Raw genomic sequence first — 19364 nt, forward strand, 5'->3', positions numbered from 1 at the left:
TCATCCGCAACCCGGGGCCCCCGCGCGCACTCTCTCTTTGCGGACGATCATTACTTCGGAGGGGTTTCCGTTGAGCCGCACACGCCGTATCGACCCGTCGCGCCGTCACCTCACGCGGGCGCGCGGTCGAACCGCCGCACTGGCCGGCGCCGCCGCGCTGGCGGCCCTCGCACTGACCGCCTGCGGGGGCGGTTCCGGTTCCGCCGGGGCCGGCGACGGCAAGGCGGGGAAGGACGAGAAGGCCGCCATGGCGATCTCGGTCAACCTGTCGGGCGGCGAGGTGAAGGCCGGTCAACCCGTCACGGTGACCGTCGCGGACGGCAGGCTGGCCCAGGTGAAGGTGACGGACGGCAAGGGCGGTGAGTTGGCCGGCCGGATAGCCGCCGACGGCCGGACCTGGACGTCGGAGCGCAACGCGTCGCCGGGGGCCGAGTACCGGGTCGAGGCGCAGAACGCCGAGAGCCAGAGCGCGGAGACCCGTTTCAAGACGTCCGCGGCCGACAAGGTGAACAAGGTGACGATCAATCCGGGGAGGGTCACGCCGGTGGTCGGTGTGGCGCAGCCCGTATCGATCGTGTTCGACAACCCGGTGAAGAACAAGGCCGAGGTGGAGAAGCACCTGAAGGTCACCACGTCGAACGAAACCGAGGGTTCGTGGGGTTGGTTCAAGGACTATTCCGGCAATGACCGGGTGGACTGGCGCCCGAAGGAGTTCTGGAAGTCCGGCACCGCGGTGAAGGTCGAGATGAACCTGAACGGCGTCGACTCCGGAGCGGGCGGTGGGCTGTTCGCCAAGGACTACTCCACCGAGTTCAAGATCGGCAAGGACCGTCGAATGAAGGTCGATCTCGACACCCGGAAGATGTCGGTCACCGAGGGCGGTCAGGTCGTGAAGACCATTCCGATCTCGGCGGGCACGCCGGGCGGCCAGAAGGCCTCCTGGTCCGGGACGATGGTGTTGATGGCGAAGGAGGGCACCATCCGGATGGACTCCCAGACGGTGGGCCTGGGCGACTCCTACGACAAGATGGTCGACTACTCGATGCGGTTGACCTGGTCGGGCATGTACGCGCACGCCGCCCCGTGGAACAACGCCAACTTCGGCAGCGCCAACACCAGTTCCGGCTGCGTGGGCATGAGCGACGCCAACGCGGCGGCGTTCTACGAGCTGGTGCAGGTCGGCGATCCCTTCGAGGTCGTCGGCAGCGGCTCCAAGGGGCGTGCGGACATCGGCAACGGGTACGGCGAGTGGAACCTGTCCTGGGACGAGTGGAAGGCCAAGAGCGCGCTGAACGGCGCGCCGCAGAACGGCTGACCACGCGACACCCGCCGCCGCGGGCCGATGCGTTGAACTTCAGTCAATCGTTACTGGGACGTAACTTACTCACGGGTTACCTCCGGTAAGCACCTCCCGTTACCGTCGGGTCACTTTGACACCGGCGTACGCGAGGAGCGACAGATGGTCCGCACCACCAGCACCGCGGCAGCCGCAGCGACCGTGGCGGCCGTGATCGCGGCAACCGCCCTGGGCCTGGCCCCCCACCAGGCCCAGGCGGCGCCCGTCACCGAGCCCACCGCCACCGCCGCCGACGCCTCGTCGGACCTGCGTTTCCACGACATCCCCGGCTCCGGCGGCATCACGCTCAAGGGCAACGTCTTCACCCCCGCGGGCGCCGGGGCAGGCGCGAAGTATCCGCTGATCGTGCTGCCCACCAGCTGGGGCCTGCCGCAGATCGAGTACGCCGCCCAGGCCAAGCAGCTCGCCGACTCCGGCTACATCGTGGTCAGTTACACCTCCCGCGGCTTCTGGCTCTCCGGCGGGCAGATCGAGACGGCCGGCCCGGCCGACACCGCCGACGTCTCCGCCGTCATCGACTGGGCGCTCGCCAACACCCCGGCCGACGCCTCGCGCATCGGTCTCGGCGGGGTCTCCTACGGCGCGGGCATCAGCCTGCTCGCCTCGGCCCGCGACCCCCGGATCAAGGCCGTGGTCGCGCTCAGCGGCTGGGCCGACCTCATCGAGTCGATCTACTCCGGCCGCACCCAGCACCGCCAGGCGGCCGGGATGCTCGGCGTCGCCGGGCGGATCACCGGCCGGCCCGGTCCCGAACTCCAGCAGATCCTGGACGACTTCCTCGGCTCCCGGCTGGACCGCGAACAGCAGATGATCGACTGGGGCAAGAAGCGCTCCGCCGCCTACGAGGTGGACCGGATCAACGCCAACGGCGCCGCGATCATGCTGGGCAACGCCTGGGGGGACACCATCTTCCCGCCCAACCAGTACGCGGACTTCTTCGAGAAGCTGACGGGCCCCAAGCGCCTGGAGTTCCGCCCCGGCGACCACGCCACCGCCGAGGCCACCGGCCTGCTCGGGCTGCCCAACGACACCTGGACCAACGCCCACCGCTGGTTCGACCGCTACCTCAAGGGCGAGCGCAACGGCGTGGACTCCGAGGCCCCCGTCCAGATCAAGTCCCGCAGCACCGACGGCTACGAGGGCTACGCCGACTGGAAGTCGGTCGGGTCGGGCGGGACCGAACGGCTGGCGCTCTCCGACAGCGAGCACGTGTTCGCCAACGTCGACTCCGGCGCCAACGGCGGCACCCTCTTCCTCTCCAGCATCCTCGACCAGTTCGTCAAGGCGCCCCCGGTGGCCTCCATCCCGCTCCTCCCCCGCACCTTCGCGGCCGTCTGGCAGTCGGAGCGCCACGACGAGGTCCGGCGGGTCCGCGGCACCGTCAAGGTGCACACCACCGTCACGCCCACCAAGGCGGACGGCACCTTCGTCGCGTACCTCTACGACGTCGGCCCGCTAGGCCTCGGCAAGCTGGTCAGCAACGCCCCGTACACCTTCCACGGGAAGACGCCGAACCAGGCCTTCGGAGTGGACCTCGACCTCTTCTCCACCGCCTACGACGTCCCGGCCGGCCATCGGCTCGCCCTGGTCGTGGACACCGTCGACCCGCTCTACATCGAGCACAACCCCACCGGCGCGCAGCTGACCTTCTCCTCGCCGCGCACCGATCCCTCGTACGTCTCGGTGCCGCTGCGCGAGCAGTGACCGCGGCTGCCGCCGGGCGGGTTGGCCCTTCGGGGCCGCGGGCGGACTACGTGCGTCCGCCCGGCAGCGCCGTTCCCGGTTCGGCCGGGGCGACGGTGACCGCCTCGGTCTTCGGATTGCGCCGCTGCCGCCGCGCCACCCAGGTGGCGAACCAGGACAGCAGCATGCACATGCCGATGTAGATGGGAGAAATGATCATGACGACCGGGATGAACGGCAGGTCGTAGTCCAGGTTCGAGGCGATCAGCTTGCCCGCGTGCAGGAACTCCTCGTACGTGATCAGGTAGCCCAGCGAGGTGTCCTTCAGCGCCACCACGAGCTGGCTGATGATCGTGGGCAGCATCGCCCGGACCGCCTGCGGGGCCAGGACGAAGGTCATGACCTGCGTCTTGCGCATGCCCAGGGCGTACGCGGCCTCGCGCTGGCCCTTCTCGACGGAGTCGATGCCCGTGCGGAAGACCTCCGCCAGGACCGAGCCGTTGTAGAGGGTCAGCCCCGCCACCAGCGCGGGCAGCGGCTGCACCTTCAGCGCGACGAAGATGAAGAAGATCATCACCAGGACGGGCATCGCCCGGAAGAACTCCACGCACAGCGTGGCGAGCCAGCGCACCGGGCGGTGGATCGACATCCGCCCGGTGGCCAGCACCGCGCCCAGCGCGAGCGAGAGCACCGAGGCGTACGCGAAGGCCTTGAGGGTGTTGCCGAGCCCTCTGAGCAGCAGTTCCTGGATGCCCTTGTACTCGAAGGGGGTCCATTTGGCGGCGGTGAACTGGTCGGTGTCGAAGAGCAGGTAGAGGATCCAGGCCAGCACCAGCAGGATCAGCGCCGTGGAGGCGATCCCGTAGAAGAGGTGCCGGCGCCGGGCCCGGGGGCCGGGGATGTCGTAGAGGGCGCTGGACTCCAGGTCCCCGTGGAGCGCGTGCGCGGTCATCGGGCGACTCCGTACCGCTTTTCGAGCACGTGGAAGAGCGCGCTGATGGACAGGGTGATGATCAGGTAGCCGACGGCGATCCAGAAGAAGGTCCAGATGATGCTGTAGCCCAGCTCGTTGAGGGTCTTGTAGGTGCCCAGCAGCTCGTTGACGCTGAAGGCTCCGGCGATCGCCGAGTTCTTGGCGAGGGCGATCAGCGTGGAGCCGATGGGGGGGATCACGGAGCGGAAGGCCTGGGGCAGCACCACCGTGCCGAGGGTCTGGTCGAAGGACATCCCCAGGCTCCGGGCCGCCTCGCCCTGCCCCTTGGGCACGGTGTTGATGCCGGAGCGCAGCACCTCGCAGATGAACGCGGAGGTGTAGCAGCCGAGCGCGAGGATCGCGAAGACCTGGAAGGGCAGGACGATGCCGAAGCGGGGCAGGCCCAGCAGCACCGCGAAGAACAGCAGGGTGAGCGGGGTGTTGCGCAGCACGGTGACCCAGACCGTGCCGAAGACCCGGAAGGATCCGACGGGCGCGACCCGGAAGGAACACATCACGAAGCCCAGGACCAGGGCGAGGAGGGAGGCGTAGACGGTGAGTTGCAGGGTCCCGAGGAAACCCTTGCCGTAGATCGCGAAGTTCTCGGTGAGTACGTCCATGAAGGTGGCTCCGCTCCTCTCAGCTCGCCGGGTAGCGGTCGATGGGCGGTGGCGTCGGGGCGGGCTCGCCGGACAGGCCGAGCGTGGCCTCGTAGGCCTTCTTCCAGTTGCCGTTCTTCTCGTTCTCCGCCAGGGCGTCGTCGAGGGCGAAGCGCAGGGCGTTGTCGCCGCGCGGGACGCCGATCCCGTAGGGCTCCTCGGAGAAGGGCTCGCCGACGACCTTCAGTTCGTCGGGGACCTTGGCGGCGTAGCCCAGGAGGATCGAGTCGTCGGTGGAGACGGCGTCGACCTGGTAGGTGAGCAGGTTGTCCACGCAGACGGAGTAGGTGTCGTAGGAGACCAGCACGGCCTCGGGGTGCTCCTTCTGGAGGCGCTGGTAGGGGGTGGAGCCCGCCGCGGAGCAGACCTTCTTGCCGGCGAGGTCGTCGGGGCCCTTGATGTCCTCCTCGTCCTTGCGCACGAGGAGGGACTGGCCGGCCATGAAGTAGGGGCCGGCGAAGCCGACCTGCTTCTTGCGGTTGTCGTTGATCGTGTAGGTGCCGACGTAGTAGTCGATCTGCCCGTTCTGGAGGGCGGTCTCGCGGTTGGCGGAGGCGATCGTCTTGAACTCGATCGTCTTGGGGTCGAAGCCGAGGGAGGCGGACATCATCTTGGCGATCTCGATGTCGAAGCCGGAGTAGCGGCCACTGGCGGGATCCTTCTCCCCCATGGAGGGCTGGTCCTCCTTGGCGCCGACGACGAGGTGGCCGCGCTTCTTGGCCCGCTGCCAGGTCGGGGACTCGGGCAGCGTGAAGTCGGTGGCGACCTTGTAGGTGGGCAGGTCCTCCGGCTGGGGCCCCTTGACCGGCGGGCTGCCGGGCTTGCCGCAGCCGAACGCGGCGCCGATCAGGGCGAGGGCGAGGAGGACCCCGGGCAGGCGGGAACGACGGGAGAGCTTCACGGCCGGCCCCTCAGTGCTTGAGGATCTTGGAGAGGAAGTCCCGGGCCCGGTCGCTCTCCGGAGCGGTGAAGAACTCTTCCGGGGTGCGGTCCTCGATGATCTTTCCGTCCGCCATGAACACCACGCGGTTGGCGGCGGAGCGGGCGAAGCCCATCTCGTGGGTGACCACGACCATGGTCATGCCCTCTGCGGCCAGCTGCTGCATGACCTCCAGCACCTCGTTGATCATCTCCGGGTCGAGCGCCGACGTGGGCTCGTCGAAGAGGAGGGCCTTGGGGCTCATGGCGAGGGCCCGGGCGATGGCCACGCGCTGTTGTTGGCCGCCGGAGAGCTGGGCGGGGTACTTCTCGGCCTGGTCGGCGAGGCCCACCCGGTCCAGCAGCTCGCGGGAGCGCTTGTCGGCCTCGTCCTTCTTGCGCTTCCTGACCTTGACCTGCGCGAGCGAGACGTTGGCGAGGACGGTCTTGTGCGCGAAGAGGTTGAAGGACTGGAAGACCATGCCCACCTCGGCGCGCAGTCCCGCCAGCTCCTTGCCCTCGGCCGGCAGCGGCTTCCCGTCGAGCGAGATCGCCCCCGACTCGATGGTCTCCAGCCGGTTGATGGCCCGGCACAGGGTCGATTTGCCGGAACCGGAAGGGCCGATGATCACCACCACCTCCCCGCGGCCGACGGTGAGGTTGATGTCTTGGAGCACGTGCAATTGCCCGAAGTGCTTGTTGACGTCCCGCAGCTCGATCAACGGATCGACGGCCATACGCTGCCCTGCCCACTTGTCGGTGTGTCGAGGTCAGCGCAAACTATCCAGCCGTGGAAGGGCACTTCACCTCGACACGCCTAAAAGCCGCATAAAGGAGCCCGAGATCAGCCCTCCGAGGCCTCGGCGTACGCCTGGGACAGCTCCGGGGATCCGGTCATCGCCCAGGACACCCCGGACTCGACCACGTTCAGCTCCCGGCCCGAGGCCAGCCGGATCACCGGCTGCCCGTTCGGCCACACCTGCCAGACCGTGCCCGGGATGCTGCGGATGATCACCGTGCCGAGGTAGAAGCCGGCGTCGTTGCCCAGCCAGGGCACGGCCTCGGGATCCCTGCGCCAGCGTGGCATCAGCTGGTCGAGCGCCTCCAACGAGGCCGGGCTCCCGTCGAGTTCGAGCCCTGCCGAGCGGGCCTGGGCGCGCAGCATCTCGCACTCCGAGAACAACTCGGCGACGCCCTCGGGATCATCCACGAGGGCGGCGGCGAGTCCCGCACCCTGTTCCTTCTCGTTCCGGTTCAGCCAGTTGTCCAGGAAGGGGATGTTCATGCGAACCAGCCTGGCACCCGGATCCGCCGCCGGCCACAGGGCGCGCAGGGATCAGAGGTCCAGGTCCACCACGACCGGGGCGTGGTCGGACGCGCCCTTGCCCTTGCGCTCCTCACGGTCCACGTACGCGTCGGTGACGGCCTTGACGAAGGGGGCGTTCCCGTAGGCCAGGTCGATGCGCATGCCCTTGTTCTTGGGGAAGGCGAGCATCCGGTAGTCCCAGAACGTGTACGGACGGTCGTACTTGAGCGCGCGCGGGAAGACGTCCGAGAGACCGGCCTCGCGCAACGCCTCCAGGGCGGCGCGCTCGGCGGGGGTGACGTGCGTGAGCCCCGCGAAGACCGCCGGGTCGTACACGTCCTCGTCGGTCGGCGCCACGTTGAAGTCGCCGAGCACCGCGAACGGACGGGGGCCGGCCGCGTCTTCGGCGACGGCGGCGGCCAGGGCGCGGAACCAGTCCAGCTTGTAGCCGTAGTGGTCGTGCTCGACCTCGCGGCCGTTCGGCACGTAGACCGACCAGACGCGGACCCCGCCGCAGGTGGCGGAGATGGCGCGGGGCTCTTGGACGCCCTCGTAGTCGGGCCCGCCGGGCAGGCCCGTCACCACGTCTTCGAGACCCACCTTGGAGAGCAGGGCCACGCCGTTCCACCGGCCGGTGGCGTTGACCGCGGCCTCGTAACCCGCCTCGCGGAGCTCCGCGTGCGGGAACTGCTCGGCGGAGCACTTGGTCTCCTGGACACACAGCACGTCCGTGCCGGAGGACTCCAACCAGGCCAGCAGGCGCGGCAGCCGGGCGGTGATCGAATTGACGTTGTACGTGGCGATACGCATGCCACCCAACCTACCGCCCGGCACCGACGGTCACAGGTCCGTGGCGTCCCCGGCGGTGAGCCTGCCGTGGTCGGTGCCGCCCAGGTTGTCCAGGGCGAGGTCGTAGATCGGCCGGGCCAGGTCCGCGAGGTAGGCGTCGTGGATGTCGATCGCGCGCCGGGGCTTGACCTCGCGGAGGTAGTCGATCACCTCGGAGACCTTGTTCCAGGGCGCGTGCACCGGGAGCATCAGGGTGTCCACGGGGGTCTCGGGCACGGTCAGCGCGTCGCCGGGGTGGAAGAGCGAACCGTCGATCAGGAACCCGACATTGGTGATCCGGGGGATGTCCGGGTGGATCACCGCGTGCAGCTCGCCGTAGGCCCGCACCTCGAAACCGCCCGCGGTGAAGGCGTCTCCGTGCCCCACCGTGTGCACCCGGCCGGGATAGGCCGGCGCCAGCTTCTCGGCGACGCTGCGCAGGGTCCACAGCTCGGTCGCGGGGTTCGCGTCGAGGGCGGCGCGCAGCCGGCCCTCCTCGAAGTGGTCGGGGTGCTCGTGCGTGACCAGCAGGACGTCGGCCCCGAGGCCGGCGTCGGGTTCGCTGAAGGCGCCCGGGTCGATGACGAGCACGCGCCCGTCCTTCTCCAGCTGGACGCAGGAGTGGAGCCGCTTGGTGAGCTTCATGATCCCAGGCTAGCGGCGCGCGGCGGCGCCCCGGGGAATCGCGACGGGACCTAGATGATTGAGTCCAAGGGCTCGTAGCCATAGGCCGCCAGCGAGCGGTGACGCATGTCGCTGCCATCGCTCGCCCAGCGCGTGCAAGGCGTGCCCGTCATCCTGGCGGTCAGCGGAGAGCACGCGACGCATGCTTCAGCAACTCGGAGGACGTCTCGGTCGGGGCCCAGCTGGGGAATAGCCTTGAGTCTCCAGTGACTGGAGACAGCAGAGTGGGGGACATGGACGTTACGACCCTCTACTCGATCGGGGAGCTTTCCCGGCAGACCGGCTTGCCCGTGAGGACCATCCGGTTCTACTCCGATTCGGGGGTGGTAGCGCCGACCACCCGAAGTCCCGCCGGCTATCGGCTCTACGACCTCGACGCACTGCTTCGTCTGGAACTCCTCCGCACACTGCGCGAGCTGGGCATGGACCTGGCCACGATTCAACGGGTACTGGACCGCGAGCTCTCGGTGGCGGAAGTCGCCGCGGCGCACGCCGACGCCATGGACGTCCAGATCCGGGTGCTGCAACTGCGTCGGAGCGTTCTGCGCGTCGTGGCCAGACGCGGGTCCAATCCCGAGGAGACCAAGCTCATGCACAGGCTCACGCAGTTGTCCGGCGAGAAACGCCGACGTTTGGTCGACGATTTCATGGAGGGCACCTTCGGCACAGTGGATGCCGACCCGGCTGCGGTGGCCATGGTTCGCGCTGCCACTCCCGACCTCCCCGATGATCCGTCCAGCGAGCAGGTCGCCGCGTGGGTGGAACTCGCCGAGCTGGTCGGCGACGAGGACTTCCGGGCCCGGATGCGCCGGACGGCCAGGTGCCAGGCCGCCGGGCGCACGCTCGACATCGAGAGCGAGGTCGGCGAGGAACTGATGGAGTTCACCCGTCAGAAGGTGGCCGAGGCCATGGAGTCGGGCATCGACCCGCTCAGCGACAGGGGCGCACCCGTCATCGACGACCTCGTGCACCGCTTCGCCGAGGTGTTCGCGCGCACCCCTGACACGGAATTCCGGGACTGGATGGCCCAACAGTTCAAAGAGGCGCACGATCCCCGGGTGGACCGATACTGGCGGCTGGTGTGGATCGTCAACGGCTGGCAGGTAGTACCGAACCTGATGCCGGTGTACCCCTGGCTCATCCAGGCCCTGCGAAATGACCCTGCCGCATAGTCACCGCAGTGGGCACCGCCCCGGATCCCTGAATGAGTCCAAGGGATCGCCTGCGGACATGAGACGAGGGCGTCCAACGTCGATGTGTGACTAACGACCTGGACACCCTCGCAACGGCACTCTATGCCGGGATCGACGACGAGTTGAAGGCTTCGCCGTGGCTGGGCCGTGGCGGCCTGCCGTCGGAATCACGCCCACGCTCAGTGACGCCGAGCTGATCACGCTCGCGGTCATGTCGGCGCCGCTCGGATACACCTCCGAGCGGCGCTGGCTACGCCGCGTCGGGCGGGACTTCGGCCACCTGTTTCCCTACGTGCCCCAGCAGTCCGGCTACAACAAGCGGCTGCGCGCCGCGTTCTCACTGCTCACCAGCATGATCCGGATCGTGGCCCGCGATACCTCACTGTGGAGCGACGATGTGTGGCTGGTGGACTCCACACCGGTCGGTTGCGGTTGCTCCCGCGAGACGGCCAAGTGCTCGGACCTGGCAGGCTGGGCCCAGTACGGCTACTGCGCATCACATTCGCGATACTTCTGGGGGCTGCGTCTGCACCTGGTGTGCACACTCGGCGGACTGCCGGTCCTGTTCGCACTCACCGGGGCCAGGGCGGACGAGCGCGAAACGCTGCGCGACATGCTCGATACCGCGCCAGACGTCCTCGCCGTTCAAGCCGCTGCGGCAGGTCATCGAGTCGATCAATCAGACCTTCAAGGGGCAGCTCAACCTGGAACGACACGGCGGCAAGAGCCCGGCAGGGGTGTCAGCCCGGGTCTTGTGCCGGATCCTCGCACTCACAGCGGTGATCTGGCACAACGACCAGACTGGACAGCCCATCAAGCGGTCACTCACTGCCTACGCTCACTGACCGCAAGACACCCCTTGGACTCATTCATCTAGGGAATCGCGGTGGAGACCACGTACACCCTGGGGACCGCCGGATCGCTCAGGTCGACGGTGATGTCCCTGGTGGGGCGGGGTTCCTTGGCGTCCAGGGTGATGCCGAACCACGAGTGGTCCGGTTTCCAGTTCCAGCCCGCGATCCGGGCGTCGTGGTCGGAGATCGACACGCCCCGGGTCAACGCCTCCCGACGGGTGCCCGCGTCGGCCAGGAAGGTGTCCAACTGGGCGGGGGTGAGGGCGAACTCGGTGTAGAGCCGGCTGGTGTGCCAGTTGTTGGTCTCCAGGTAGCCGACGGCCGAGGCCTGATCGGGGATCGGCACCTCGTAGATGCTGCGCTGGACCTTGGAGGGCCAGGCGGGGCGCACGTGGACCGCGCCGACCTTGGCCGCCTTGTCGCGGCCGCTCTGGCGGCTCTGCTGGGCGGACACCGCGAGGTAGCCCGCGGGGACCCCGATCAGCAGCACGATGATGATCGCGGTGATCCAGCGGCGCCGGACCACGTGTCGGCGGTCCTCGGCCGGGGGCCGCGGTCTGCCTTCCGCGTCGGGAGCGGGAGCCTGGTGGGGCAGGGTGGGCGGGGTCACTGCTGTTCCTGCTCCCGGTCCTTGGTACCGCCGAGGAGGTCACGGCGGCCCAGCTGTGCGTAGCGCTCGTACCGCTCCACGCGGCGGCGGGTGGCCCGGCGGAAGCGTCGGGCGACGAGTCGGGCGAGGTCGGCGGCGCCGACCATGCCCGCCTCCGGGCCGAGCTGGGCCTTCGCGATCCGGGCCTCGGGGCGGTAGCCGCGGCCGGTGAGGTGGCGCCGGAAGGCGTCCCGGGCGGGTCCGATGAGCAGGTCGTCGGCGGCGCTGACGCCGCCGCCGATCACGAAGCAGGAGGGGTCGAGGGCGGCGGCGAGGTTGGCGATGCCGACGCCCAGCCACTGGCCGATGTCCTGGAGGAGCTCGATGCACATGGCATCGCCCTCGCGGGCCAGCTCGGTGATGAGCGGGCCGGTGATCTCCTGGACGTTGCCGCCGACCTTGGCGATGATGTTGTAGGCGACCGGGGAGTCGGCCGCGGCCAGCTCGCGCGCCTCGCGGACCAGGGCGTTGCCGGAGCTGTACTGCTCCCAGCAGCCGCGGTTGCCGCAGGGGCAGCGGTGGCCGCCGGGGACGACCTGCATGTGCCCGAACTCGCCGGCCACCCCGTAGCGGCCGCGCTTGACCTGGCCGCCTTCGAGGATGGCGCCGCCGATGCCGGTGCCCAGCGTGATCATGACGAGGTGGTCCTCGCCGCGTCCGGCGCCGAAGCGCCACTCGGCCCAGGCCGCGGTGTTGGCATCGTTGTCGACCATGACCGGGACCGCGAGCCGGGACTGGAGGGCGTCGCGCAACGGCTCGTCGCGCCAGGCGAGGTGCGGCGCGAACAGGACGCGGGAGCGGTCGGCGTCCACCCAGCCGGCCGCGCCGATGCCCACCGCGTGGACGTCGTGCCGGTCGGAGAGGTCCAGGACCAGTTCGACGATGGTGTCCTCGACGACCTTGGGACTCTTGGACTTGTCGGGCGTCTCGGCGCGGATCTTCTCCAGGATCACCCCGTCCGCGTCCACCACCCCGGCCATGACCTTGGTGCCGCCGATGTCGATGCCGACGGTGGGGACCCGCGGGGCGGTCAGCAGCGACCGGCGCTCACGGGTCCCGACGGTCCGCAGGACGGTGCCCCGCGCCGACCCCCGGTGGGCGAGCGAGAAGTCCCGGTACGTGCTCATCGAGTCGTGTCGTCCCTCGTGGTCCGCGGGGTGGGGGGAGCCGGGTCGGCTGCGTCGGACGGCGGTCCGTCCGCTCCCGATTCTGCCACTCGCTCCAGTTCGTGGCTCAGTTCGTCGAGCTCGGACCCGCCCGCCATCTGTCGGGTGAGCTCGTCGAGGGTGATCGAGTCGCGGGTGTGGCTGCCCGCCATGGTGCCCCGCTTCAGGAGCACGAAACGGTCGCCGACCAGGTACGCGTGGTGCGGGTTGTGCGTGATCAGCACCACCCCGAGGCCCGCGTCGCGGGCGGCGGCGACGTACTTCAGGACCACGCCGGACTGCTTGACGCCGAGGGCAGCGGTGGGCTCGTCCAGCACGAGGACCTTCGCGCCGAAGTACACGGCCCGGGCGATGGCCACGCACTGGCGCTCGCCGCCGGACAGGGTGCCGATGGGCTGGTCCACGTCCCGCAGGTCGATGCCCATCCGGAGCAGCTCGGTCCGGGTGGTCTCGCGCATGAGGTCCACGTCGAGGCGGCGGAAGGGTCCCCGGCCCTTGGTGGGCTCGGAGCCGAGGAAGAAGTTCCGCCAGACCGGCATCAGCGGAACCACGGCGAGGTCCTGGTAGACGGTGGCGATGCCGTGGTCGAGGGCCGCGCGCGGGTTGGCCAGCACGGTCTCCTCGCCCTCGATCTCGAAGGTGCCGGCGTCGTGCCGGTGCAACCCCGCGATGATCTTGATGAGGGTGGACTTGCCGGCGCCGTTGTCGCCGAGGACACAGGTGATCTCGCCGGCGGACACCTCCAGGGAGACCCCCTGGAGGGCCTTGATGTTGCCGTAGAACTTGCTGACGTCGGTCAGCCGGACGAGGGCGGTCGCGCCGTCGGGCACGGCCTTGGCCGCGGTGTCGGTCATCACTTCGCCTCCGCCCGCTTGCGGACCCATGCGTTGAGCAGCGTGGCGAGCAGCAGCATCGCCCCGAGGAAGAACTTGAACCAGTCCGGGTTCCACTGGGCGTACACGATGCCGTTGCTGGTCATGCCGAAGATGAAGGCGCCGATGGCCGAGCCGATGGCCGAGCCGTAGCCGCCCGTCATCAGACAGCCGCCGATGACGGCCGCGATGATGTAGAGGAACTCGTTGCCGACGCCCTCGCCGGACTGCACCACGTCGAACGAGAAGAGGATGTGCTGCCCGGAGATCCAGGCGCAGAGCGCGACGCCCATGTAGAGCCCGATGCGGGTCTTCACGACGGGCACGCCGGTCGCGCGGGCCGCGTCGGCGCCGCCGCCCACCGCGAAGATCCAGTTTCCGGCGCGGGTGCGCAGCAGGATCCAGGTCGCGACGGCGACCAGGGCGAACCACCACAGGATGGTCACCTTGAGGGTGACCGAGCCGATGTTCCACTGCGAGGCGAACAGGGCCCGCGCGGAGGAGAAGCCCTCCATGTCGGCGATGGTCTTGGTGGAGACGGAGCCGCTGATCAGCTTGGTGAAGCCGAGGTTCAGGCCGGTCAGCATCAGGAAGGTGCCGAGCGTGATGATGAAGCTCGGCAGCTTGGTGCGGGTCAGCATGAACCCGTTGAAGAAGCCGATGGCGAGGGTGACCAGCAGGGACACCAGGACGCCGACCCAGACGTTCGCGGTCATCTGGTAGCTGAACATCGAGCTGACCAGCGCCGAGGTGGTGACCATGACGCCGGCCGACAGGTCGAACTCGCCGCCGATCATCAGCAGGGCCACCGGCACCGCCATGATCCCGATCGTGGAGGCCGAGTACAGGACGGTGCTCAGGCTGGAGGCCCGCAGGAAACTGTCGGCGGCGAAGGAGAAGAACACGAAGACGGCCAACGCGCCGACGACCGCGCCCAGCTCGGGGCGGCCCAGCAGACGGCGCACGAGCGAGGTGGGGGCCAGCCGTTCGTCGACCGTCGCACCGGCGGTCGCGCTCATCGGCTGCCCCGCTTGATGTACTTCTCCAGCTCGGCGGCCTGGGCGCCGGTGACGATCGCCGGTCCGGTGAGGACCGGACGGCCCCCGCCGAGGACGTTCGCGTTGTAGAGGTTGAGCCAGAGCAGGTCGACGGCCTCGTACCCCTGGAGGTAGGGCTGCTGGTCGACGGCGAAGCCGAGGGCGCCCGACTTGAGGTCCCTCGCCACTGACTCATTGAGGTCGAAGGTGTCCACCTCGGCCTTGCTACCCGCCGTGTCCTTGGCCTTGACGGCGGTGGCGGCGAAGGGCGCGCCGAGGGTGACGATCGCGTCGACGGAGGGGTCCGCTTGGAGCTTCGCCTGGAGGGACGCCTGGACGGAGGGCATGTTGGTGCCCTCGACGTAGAGGTTCTCCATGACCCCGCCGGACTCGCCGAAGGTCTTCTTCGCCCCGGCGCAGCGCTGCTCGTGGCCGACGTTGCCCTGTTCGTGCAGGACGCAGACGGCCTTCTTCTTGCCGCGCTTGGCGAGCTCGGTGCCGACCGCCTCGCCGGCGATCTCCTCGTCCTGGCCGATGTGGGTCAGGGCCCCGTACTCGGCGGACTGGGCGGATCCGGAGTTGACGGTGACGACCGGGATGCCGGCCTTGACGGCCTTGGCGACGACGTCCTTGAGGGCGTCGGGCTTGGCCAGGCTCACGATGATGCCGTCGACCTTCTGGTCGATGGCGTTCTGCACGAACTGGGCCTGCTGTTGTGCCTGGTCGTCGTGGGCGTAGACGAACTTGATGTTGTCCTTCGCCGCGGCCTCCTTGGCACCCTTCTGCACGATGTCCCAGAAGGTGTCGCCGTCTCCGGCGTGGGTGACCATCGCGAAGGTCCAGCGCGGGGTGGACACGGCGGGTCGCCCGGCCTCGGCGGCCTTGGCCCGTTCCTCGGCTCGTTTGCCGCCCGTACTGCTGCACCCCGCGAGGGAGGCACCCAGTACCGCCGCGAGTACGGCGCCCACGACGCGCACCCCTGTCCGAACCCTAGCCACGTCGCCGCGCCCTTCCCTTGTCGTGCAGTTCTCGGATGTCGAAGCGGATCGATGTCAAAGCGGTCCATTCCGGTTCCAGCCGCCCAGTATCCGCCACAGTGGACCACGGGGGCCCATCGGGGCGGCGTCGGGCGGATTGACAGGTCCCCCATACGGGGTCACGTTGAGTGCATGCGCATCGGGCTCATCGGAACCGGCCGGATCGGCTCGTTCCACGCGGCCGCCCTGGCCCGCCACCCGGACGCCGGCTCGCTGCTGCTGGCCGACGCCGACCCCGCGCGGGCGGCGCGGCTCGCGGACCGGCTGGGGGCGACCGCCGCGCCCACCGTGGAGCAGGTCTTCACCTGGGGGGTGGACGCGGTCGTCGTGTGCTGCTCCACCGACGGGCACGCCGAGCTGATCGTCCGGGCGGTGCGCGGCGGGCTGCCGGTGTTCTGCGAGAAGCCGGTGGCACCGGACCTGACCCGCACCCTGGGCGTGCTGCGCGAGGTCACGGCGCTGGGCGGGGTGCTCCAGCTGGGGTTCATGCGCCGCTTCGACGAGGGCTACGCGGCGGCGCGGGAGCTGGTCCGTTCGGGTGCGCTGGGGCGGCTGCACACCGTACGGACGACGACGGCCGATCCGACGCCGCCGACCGCGGCCTACCTGGCCGGCTCCGGGGGGCTGTACCGGGACTGCCTGGTGCACGACTTCGACATGGTCCGCTGGGTCACCGGGCACGAGGTGACGGAGGTGTACGCGGCCGGGTCGGACGCGGGGCCGTCCGTGTTCCGGGAAACCGGTGACGTCGACACGGCGGTGGCCGTCCTCACCCTGGACGACGGGACGCTGGTCAGCAGTACCGGCACCCGTTGCAACGGCGCCGGGTACGACGTGCGGATGGAGCTCGCCGGGGAGCGGGACCAGGTCTCCACGGGGCTGGACGACCGTACGCCGATCGCCTCGACGGAGCCGCACGGCCCGCCCGCGGCGAGCAAGCCGTGGACGGGCTTCCTGGAACGGTTCGCCCCCGCGTACGAGGCGGAGCTGGCGGCCTTCGTGCGACTGGTGCGCGGCGAGGGCCCCAATCCGTGTGACGGGCGCGAGGCGCTCGCCGCGCTCCGGATCGCGGAGGCCTGTGAGCTGTCCCGGCGGGAGCGGCGCCGGGTGCGGTTGGAGGAGTTGCCGGACCTGTGAGCCGCGGGGCATCGCGGGTGCCCGGCCGACTACCAGCGCACCGGGTGGCTCAGGATGCCGCGGACCAGGATGCCGGGCACCCACGCGTGCTCGATCGGCTCCTCTTCCAGGTCGGGGAAGCGCTCCAGGATCGAGCGGATCGCGATGCGGCCCTCCAGTCGGCCCAGGGGGGCGCCGACGCAGTGGTGGATGCCGTGGCCGAAGGCGATGTGGCCGCCGCGTCCGGGGCGGCGGATGTCGAAGGTGTCGGGACGCGCGAAGCGGTCGGGGTCCCGGTCGGCTCCGGCGAGGGAGACCAGGACGGGCGAGCCGGCCTCGATCAGGGCGCCGCCGATCTCCAGGTCCGCGCGGGCGAAGCGGAAGGTGGCCGTCTCCACCGGGCCGTCGTAGCGCAGGGCCTCCTCCACGGCGCCGTCGGTGAGTCCGTCGAGGTCGGCGCGCAGGGCCGCGAGCTGGTCGGGGTGGGCGAAGAGGGCCCGCATCGCGTTGGAGATCAGGTGCACGGTGGTCTCGTGGCCGCCGATCATCATCAGGAAGGCCATGGCGACCAGCTCCTGGCGCGAGAGCCGGTCGCCGTCCTCGCCGCGGCTCGTGGTCCAGTCGCTGAGCAGGTCGTCGCCCGGTGCGGCGAGCTTGGCGTCGGTCAGCTCGGCCAGGTACGCGGTCATCGCGCGCAGGGCGGTGTTCTCGGCCTCCACCCCGGTCGGCGAGACGATCTCGGTGACCCAGTCGTGGAAGGGGCCCCGGGCGTCCTCCGGTATCCCGAGGAGTTCACAGATCACCGTCATGGGCAGCGGCCGGGCGAAGGCGTCGATCAGGTCGGCGCGGCGCTCGGGCAGGGCGGCCATGTCGTCGAGGAGCCCGTCGACGATCTGCTGGATGCGGGGCCGCAGGGTCTCGATCCGGCCGGGGGCGAAGGACCGCGAGACCAGCCGGCGCAGCCGGGTGTGGTGGGGCGGGTCGGCGCGCATCATGTTGGCGCTGGCGTCGGTCTTCTCGCGGTCGGTGTAGAGCCCCGACGTCAGCCAGTTCTTGGACACGTCGGGGTGGGTGAGGGCCTGACGGGCCTCGTCGTGACCGACGACGAGCCAGACTTCCTGCCCGTCCACCGCTTTGACGCGGTGAATCGGGGCGATCTCCCGCAGTCGCGCGTAGTGGGGGTACGGGTTTTCGTTGAAGTCTTCGGCGATCGTACTGAGGTCCAGAACCGGCATGTCGTCAGCCTAGACGTGTAGTTGACCTCCAAGGAGCGGCTTTCGGCCATTCGTTCAGGCTGCGGCGCGCCGACCCCAGGCGGTGCCGCCGAGCACCAGCGCGACCCCGACGAGACCGACGGCGCCGAGGCGCTCGCCGGCGATCGCGATGCCGGCGGCGGCCGCCCACAGCGGTTCGGTGCCCAGCAGCAGGCTGACGCGGGAGGGCGAGGTGCGGCGTACGGCCCACATCTGCACGAAGAAGGCGAAGAGGGTGCAGAAGACGGCCAGGAAGACCAGCCCCGCCCACTGGCGGGAATCGAATGCGACGGCGGTCTCCCAGGGGCTCGCGCCGCTGCCGGGCAGCAGGGCGAGGAGGGCGAACACGGCGACGGCGCCGCCGAGCTGGACCGTGGTGAGGGAGAGCGGGTCGGCGTCCTGGACGGCCTTGATCCGGGCCATCAGCAGGACGTGCAGGGTCCGGGCGAGGGCCGCGCCGAGGATGAGCAGGTCGCCGAGGCCCGGGGCGGTGAAGCCGGCTCCCTGGGTGAGCAGCACCACGCCCGCGACGGACACGGCGGCGGCGCCGAGGAACCCGGTCGAGGGGCGCACGCGCCGCACGGCGGCCTCGGCGAGCGGGGTGAAGATCATGGTCAGGCTGATGATCAGCCCGGCGTTCGTGGCCGAGGTGTGGACCACCCCGTAGGTCTCCAGCAGGAAGATCCCGCCGAGTACCAGGCCCAGCAGCCCCGCGCCGCGCAGTTGGGCGGCGTTCAGTGCGCGCAGCCGCCGCAGTCCGGCGACGACGAGGACGGGCAGGACGAGCGCGAAGCGCAGCACGAGCACCGCGATCACGGTGTGCGTGGTGGTGATCCCCTTGGCGGCGAGGTAGCTGCCGCCCCAGACGACGGCGACGAGCAGGACCGGCAGATCGGCGAGCCAGGCTCGGCCGGGGGCGGCGACGGGGGCGGGGGCGGCGACGGTGGACACCGGTTCTCCAACGGCAGGAGGCGGGTGGAGACTTCGGTGGCTCGCACGGGGGCGTGACCACGTTACCCGGCGTGATCACGCCGGTCGAGCGGTTTGCCGGCCGCCGGCCGCCCGGCGGTCAGGCGGTCAGGCGGTCAGGCGAAGGAGCCGAAGCGGGCCCGGCCCACCGGGCGGTAGGTGTGGATCGACGTGCCCGTCGAGGTGGTGCGGGAGTCGACCACCTCGCAGGCGGTCGGCAGGCCCCCGATCGGGAACAGTCGGCGCCCGGCGCCCAGGAACACCGGGAAGACCAGCAGGTTCAGCTCGTCGACCAGGTCCCGGGCCAGCAGCCACTGGGCGAGGGCGCCGCTGCCGTGCACCTGGAGTTCCCCCTCCAGCTTGTCCTTGATCCGCGTGATCTCAGCCTGGAGGTGCTCGCCGTCGAGCACCGTGGTCCCGGCCCAGGCGGGCTCCTTGAGGGTGGCCGAGGGCACGTACTTGGGCAGTCCGTTCAGCCGGCTCGCGATCGGGTCGGCGGGATCGGTGTACCGCGGCCAGTGCCCGGCGAAGATCTCGTACGTCCGACGCCCGAGCAGGAACGCCCCGGCGCGGTCGAAGACCTCCGTAACGAACTCCCCCATGCCCTCGTCGCCGTAGGGCACGGTCCAGCCGCCGTACCGGAAGCCGTCGCTGGTGTCCTCCTCGGGTGCTCCGGGGCCCTGCATCACCCCGTCGAGGCTGAGGAAGGTGGTGAGGGTCAGCTTGCCCATGGCTCTGCGCTCCTTGTTCGCGGTCCGTCCGTCTTCACGGGTTCAGACTTCCCGGCCGCCCGGAACTCATCGGTGCGGC

19 protein-coding genes and 1 pseudogene are annotated in these 19364 nt (G+C 69.9%); 5 read left to right on the forward strand and 15 right to left on the reverse strand.

Translation table 11 applies throughout. The features are described from left to right. Positions 1–70: 70 nt before the first annotated feature. Entirely contained in the window at positions 71–1315 is a 1245-nt protein-coding gene (locus tag OG906_RS08135) for a L,D-transpeptidase (RefSeq protein WP_402306249.1), read from the forward strand. Between the two features lie 144 nt (positions 1316–1459). Then, positions 1460–3061, forward strand: coding sequence for a CocE/NonD family hydrolase (locus OG906_RS08140; RefSeq protein ID WP_329441312.1), 1602 nt, complete (start codon positions 1460–1462; stop codon positions 3059–3061). 46 nt (positions 3062–3107) lie between these two features. Here the strand turns inward: OG906_RS08140 and OG906_RS08145 are convergent, their stop codons facing one another. The 7 genes from OG906_RS08145 to OG906_RS08175 form a co-directional block, all read right to left on the reverse strand. After that, a complete protein-coding gene (locus OG906_RS08145) occupies positions 3108–3992 on the reverse strand; it encodes an amino acid ABC transporter permease (RefSeq protein WP_329441314.1) in 885 nt (294 codons plus the stop codon). Continuing rightward, a complete protein-coding gene (locus tag OG906_RS08150; protein WP_267796053.1) occupies positions 3989–4633 on the reverse strand; it encodes an amino acid ABC transporter permease in 645 nt (214 codons plus the stop codon). The genes OG906_RS08145 and OG906_RS08150 overlap by 4 nt, the downstream gene beginning before the upstream one ends. A 19-nt stretch (positions 4634–4652) precedes the next feature. Then, entirely contained in the window at positions 4653–5549 is an 897-nt protein-coding gene (locus OG906_RS08155) for a glutamate ABC transporter substrate-binding protein (protein WP_443067450.1), read from the reverse strand. Between the two features lie 34 nt (positions 5550–5583). Further along, positions 5584–6327: an amino acid ABC transporter ATP-binding protein gene (locus OG906_RS08160; protein ID WP_267796051.1), complete on the reverse strand. Its 744-nt coding sequence runs from the start codon at positions 6325–6327 to the stop codon at positions 5584–5586. A gap of 107 nt (positions 6328–6434) precedes the next feature. Then, positions 6435–6875 carry a DUF6278 family protein gene (locus tag OG906_RS08165; protein WP_329441319.1) on the reverse strand — a complete coding sequence of 147 codons (441 nt, stop codon included), beginning with the start codon at positions 6873–6875 and terminating at the stop codon, positions 6435–6437. Positions 6876–6926: 51 nt separating this feature from the next. Then, positions 6927–7706, reverse strand: a complete 780-nt coding sequence (locus OG906_RS08170) for an exodeoxyribonuclease III (RefSeq protein WP_329441321.1) — start codon at positions 7704–7706, stop codon at positions 6927–6929. A gap of 30 nt (positions 7707–7736) precedes the next feature. Then, positions 7737–8369 (reverse strand): MBL fold metallo-hydrolase, encoded by a 633-nt coding sequence (locus tag OG906_RS08175; protein ID WP_329441323.1) that lies wholly within the window; start codon positions 8367–8369, stop codon positions 7737–7739. A 272-nt stretch (positions 8370–8641) separates the two neighbouring features. On the opposite strand from OG906_RS08175, the gene OG906_RS08180 reads away from it, so the two are divergent. Together OG906_RS08180 and OG906_RS08185 are read left to right on the forward strand one after the other, a co-directional pair. Further along, positions 8642–9580, forward strand: a complete 939-nt coding sequence (locus OG906_RS08180) for a MerR family transcriptional regulator (protein WP_329447967.1) — start codon at positions 8642–8644, stop codon at positions 9578–9580. Positions 9581–9666: 86 nt separating this feature from the next. Continuing rightward, a pseudogene (locus tag OG906_RS08185) lies at positions 9667–10446 on the forward strand (transposase). 28 nt (positions 10447–10474) lie between these two features. On the opposite strand, the gene OG906_RS08190 reads toward OG906_RS08185, so the two are convergent. Genes OG906_RS08190 through OG906_RS08210 form a run of 5 tightly spaced genes read right to left on the reverse strand, consistent with a single transcriptional unit; the run spans position 10475 to position 15177 of the window. Next, positions 10475–11065: a hypothetical protein gene (locus OG906_RS08190; RefSeq protein ID WP_329441325.1), complete on the reverse strand. Its 591-nt coding sequence runs from the start codon at positions 11063–11065 to the stop codon at positions 10475–10477. Further along, the gene (locus OG906_RS08195) at positions 11062–12231 is read right to left on the reverse strand and encodes an ROK family glucokinase (RefSeq protein ID WP_267796046.1); all 1170 of its coding nucleotides are present in this window, start codon (positions 12229–12231) and stop codon (positions 11062–11064) included. Before OG906_RS08195 ends, OG906_RS08190 begins: the two co-directional genes overlap by 4 nt. Continuing rightward, positions 12228–13124, reverse strand: a complete 897-nt coding sequence (locus OG906_RS08200) for an ATP-binding cassette domain-containing protein (protein ID WP_267826729.1) — start codon at positions 13122–13124, stop codon at positions 12228–12230. The genes OG906_RS08195 and OG906_RS08200 overlap by 4 nt, the downstream gene beginning before the upstream one ends. Then, on the reverse strand, positions 13124–14161 hold the full coding sequence (locus tag OG906_RS08205; RefSeq protein ID WP_267826730.1) for an ABC transporter permease: 1038 nt from the start codon (positions 14159–14161) through the stop codon (positions 13124–13126). The genes OG906_RS08200 and OG906_RS08205 overlap by 1 nt, the downstream gene beginning before the upstream one ends. Next, complete coding sequence (locus OG906_RS08210) at positions 14158–15177, reverse strand: sugar ABC transporter substrate-binding protein (protein ID WP_443067363.1); 1020 nt, start codon at positions 15175–15177, stop codon at positions 14158–14160. Before OG906_RS08210 ends, OG906_RS08205 begins: the two co-directional genes overlap by 4 nt. Positions 15178–15348: 171 nt before the next feature. On the opposite strand from OG906_RS08210, the gene OG906_RS08215 reads away from it, so the two are divergent. Beyond that, positions 15349–16353 (forward strand): Gfo/Idh/MocA family protein, encoded by a 1005-nt coding sequence (locus OG906_RS08215; RefSeq protein ID WP_329441330.1) that lies wholly within the window; start codon positions 15349–15351, stop codon positions 16351–16353. A 29-nt stretch (positions 16354–16382) separates the two neighbouring features. Here the strand turns inward: OG906_RS08215 and OG906_RS08220 are convergent, their stop codons facing one another. The 3 genes from OG906_RS08220 to OG906_RS08230 form a co-directional block, all read right to left on the reverse strand. After that, positions 16383–17567, reverse strand: coding sequence for a cytochrome P450 family protein (locus tag OG906_RS08220; RefSeq protein WP_329441332.1), 1185 nt, complete (start codon positions 17565–17567; stop codon positions 16383–16385). A gap of 54 nt (positions 17568–17621) precedes the next feature. Then, on the reverse strand, positions 17622–18536 hold the full coding sequence (locus OG906_RS08225; protein ID WP_329441334.1) for a DMT family transporter: 915 nt from the start codon (positions 18534–18536) through the stop codon (positions 17622–17624). A 134-nt stretch (positions 18537–18670) separates the two neighbouring features. Next, complete coding sequence (locus OG906_RS08230; protein ID WP_267796039.1) at positions 18671–19285, reverse strand: dihydrofolate reductase family protein; 615 nt, start codon at positions 19283–19285, stop codon at positions 18671–18673. Positions 19286–19364: the final 79 nt, after the last annotated feature.

Origin of the sequence: Streptomyces sp. NBC_01426, assembly GCF_036231985.1 — a bacterium.
GTDB lineage: Bacteria > Actinomycetota > Actinomycetes > Streptomycetales > Streptomycetaceae > Streptomyces.